Below are 3,160 nucleotides of genomic sequence, written 5' to 3' on the forward strand. Positions count from 1 at the left end.
GGGGCATGGGGCATGGGGCAGTAGTATTCTCCCTCATCTGCTCCACTCCTCCACTGCCCTACTGCCCTACTGCCCCATTGCTCAAAAAGTGGTAATTATACAGAGAAATAAGGCTTCAGTCCACTCAACGACTGCGCCGTAGGTATCTCCAGTATGTCCGCCTAATTTGTGATTGAACCACGCACCAGTGAGAGTGGCGATCGCAATCCCTGCAACAGTCATGCCCAATACTGAAAATAGGCGCTTTTTATCTATTAGTAAAAGTAAACTACTCAAACCTATTAGTAATAACAGTCCCGGTAAAACATCCTTGTAAGAACGAATGGCTTGTTTGTGAAACGCACCTTTACCCGTTGGTTTGAGATAAGGATATCGGGCGATCGCTAATTGTTGTCCCCAGCGCCCCCACCCGCAAGTAGCCATCAACACTAGCCAACGGTTTTCTGGTATATCCGTTAAGGCTGTTGTTTTTAGTAGCAATATGGCGATCGCTGCCATTGCCCCAAACGCACCTGTGGCACTATCTGCCATCACCTCCAGTCGTCTTTTTGGATCGCCTACTGCCAACCCATCAGCAGTATCCATTGCCCCATCTAAGTGTAATCCTCCAGTAATGGCAATCCAAACACATATCACCAAGGCACTACGTGTTAATACGCTCATCCCCAGATAATTCATCCCTCCATCCAATAACCCTAAAATTCCGCCAATCATCAACCCTACAAGCGGAGCAAAACGCGCCACGCCCCGAAAGTCCAACACCTGCAAATTCGGTAGCGGAATAGCAGTGTAAAATATGATGCTAGCTGCCAGATTTAATAGTAGTTTTTTCCACCACGATTGCTGTTTAGTCATAGTTGGCATCCCTGTAATACTTAGTTGCACACATGTTGACTAAGCGTTAAACGGAAATGGAAAATTCTACGCCTTTAACCTTTTCTCTTTTCTCTTTAAACCCAAAAATATTGGGTAATTACCACATACTTCAATTAAAGCTTTAGATAAGATTTACTTGTATGAAAGATTGTCTCTAAAAATTTTGTTATGCTGTTCTCAGTGAAACCCAAAAAAATGTAGGTATATTTTTTTACAGTTTACAAATAACTCAAAAAACCACAATTCCATCAGTGATCTTTTTGTTTTATATTCTTTAACTAAGAACTTACTCAGAACGTTAGACGATCGCCCTACAAAATTGATATTTTTTTAAATGTAGGGATTCAACAAGCTGTTCAATTGAATGTTTAGCTGTGTTGTCGCGCTCCTTCGCTCAATTGCTATTTCCTTATGAGTCACCATCTACCCGACACCAGGATACCAGCTCCGTGCATCGTTAACACGGGCATCATTGTGAATAAGCTCGACATGCGGCGATTGCTAGCTGATTTAGGTCGAGTCCACTACATCTACACCCACGGAGAGAAGCTACTGAGCGAGGGTGAAGGGGATGTGATGGAAGTCTTTGCTAATCCGCAAAGATCTACCTTAGTCGCTAACAATGCACTATATCTGAATGTTTTTAGTTTTGATTACCTAGAACTAAAACAATCACCGCAACAAGAAACCTACCTCGATTTGATGCAAGAAGGCGTGTGTCTGCGGCTGATTCCTCACTCGACCCCCCTGCAAGAGCGACGTGACCGGAGCTTAAATGTCAGCGCCATAGAGGCAATGATGGAGCAAGTACTCTCAGCCAGATGGGATGCGGAAATTGACGACGACTGTTCTGATTCTTTCTAAATAGCAACTGATAGAGCATATACTTTGAGAGTTGGTAATAGGTTACTAGTGAGTACTTAAGTGTTTACTAACAAGCAATTACCAGTTTTTATGTTTGTCCGTAATTTAGCGAAATCACATTAACTTTGCCTTGAGTGCCAATTTTTCTTTTCAACGTCTTGCTCAATGTAGTCAGACAAAAGCTAGAGCCGGAGTGTTTTTCACTCCTCATGGTCTTGTAGAAACCCCTAGATTTATGCCAGTTGGGACGCTGGCAAATGTTAAAACTATCACCCCATCTCAGCTACGGGAAACTGGGGCGCAGATGATATTATCCAATACCTATCATCTCCACTTGCAACCAGGGGAAGCAATTGTAGCTGGGGGTGGTGGACTGCATAAATTTATGGGTTGGAATGGGCCGATGCTCACCGATTCCGGTGGGTTTCAGGTCTTCAGCTTGAGCGAAATGCGAAAAATTTCTGAAGAAGGGGTAATATTTCGCTCACCCCATGATGGACAAATAATTAACTTGACACCAGAGCGCTCCATCGAGATTCAGAATACTTTAGGGGCTGATGTGATCATGGCATTTGATGAATGTCCGCCCTACCCAGCCAGTCGTCAAGAGGTGGAAACTGCAACTGAGCGCACTTACCGCTGGCTAGAACGCTGTATGGTAGCTCATCAAAGTAGTGAGCAGGCGTTGTTTGGGATTGTGCAGGGAGGCGTATATCTAGATTTGCGCTCCCGTGCAGCTGAGGCTTTAGCTAAGTTGGATCTCCCTGGATATGCCATTGGTGGTGTAAGTGTGGGAGAACCGCCAGAATTGATGGCGCAAATTGTCCAAGTAACAGCGCCGCTTCTACCACCTGAAAAGCCGCGTTACTTGATGGGCGTGGGTACTTATCGAGAAATGGCGATCGCCATCGCATCTGGTATAGATTTATTTGACTGCGTGATTCCTACCCGCTGGGCCAGACATGGCACAGCAATAGTCCAAGGCGATCGCTGGAATCTCAAAAATGCTAAGTTTCGTGAAGATTTCACACCATTAGATGAAACCTGTCCCTGCTACACTTGCCAAAATTTCAGCCGTGCTTACATATCTCATTTAGTGCGATCGCAGGAAATATTAGCTTACACGTTGTTGAGTATTCACAACATCACCGAACTAATTCGCTTCACCCAAAAAATTCGAGAAGCAATTTTAGGCGATCGTTTTATTGCAGAATTTGGACACTGGCTAAGCAAAGCAGACGGAGCAAAGGAGTGGGAGAGTGGGAGACAAGGGAGAGTGGGAGAGTGAGAGAGTGGGGGGAGATCAAAGACGGGATACAAGCCAGGAATATGTGGGAGAGTGGGAGAGTGGGAGACAAGAAAGACAAGAGGTCTAATAAATAACTACTGCCCCATGCCCCATGCCCAATGCCCCATGCCC

Annotated in this window: 3 protein-coding genes; 2 read left to right on the plus strand and 1 reads right to left on the minus strand. The window is 45.0% G+C overall.

The annotated features are described in order from the left end of the window. Positions 1 to 81 precede the first annotated feature (81 nt). Positions 82 to 855, minus strand: coding sequence for an adenosylcobinamide-GDP ribazoletransferase (gene cobS / locus IQ246_RS29240; RefSeq protein WP_194006781.1), 774 nt, complete (start codon positions 853 to 855; stop codon positions 82 to 84). A gap of 432 nt (positions 856 to 1,287) precedes the next feature. On the opposite strand from cobS, the gene IQ246_RS29245 reads away from it, so the two are divergent. Beyond that, positions 1,288 to 1,740, plus strand: a complete 453-nt coding sequence (locus IQ246_RS29245; protein WP_194006782.1) for a hypothetical protein — start codon at positions 1,288 to 1,290, stop codon at positions 1,738 to 1,740. A gap of 130 nt (positions 1,741 to 1,870) precedes the next feature. Then, a complete protein-coding gene (gene tgt / locus IQ246_RS29250) occupies positions 1,871 to 3,028 on the plus strand; it encodes a tRNA guanosine(34) transglycosylase Tgt (RefSeq protein ID WP_194006783.1) in 1,158 nt (385 codons plus the stop codon). The last annotated feature ends 132 nt before the right edge of the window (positions 3,029 to 3,160 follow it).

Source organism: aff. Roholtiella sp. LEGE 12411, assembly GCF_015206995.1.
GTDB lineage: Bacteria > Cyanobacteriota > Cyanobacteriia > Cyanobacteriales > Nostocaceae > Komarekiella.

Excerpts from the sequence above, each read along its gene's own strand:
- IQ246_RS29245 (WP_194006782.1), top strand. The coding sequence starts at position 1,288 with ATGAGTCACCATCTACCCGACACCAGGATACCAGCTCCGTGCATCGTT.
- cobS (WP_194006781.1), bottom strand. The coding sequence starts at position 855 with ATGACTAAACAGCAATCGTGGTGGAAAAAACTACTATTAAATCTGGCA.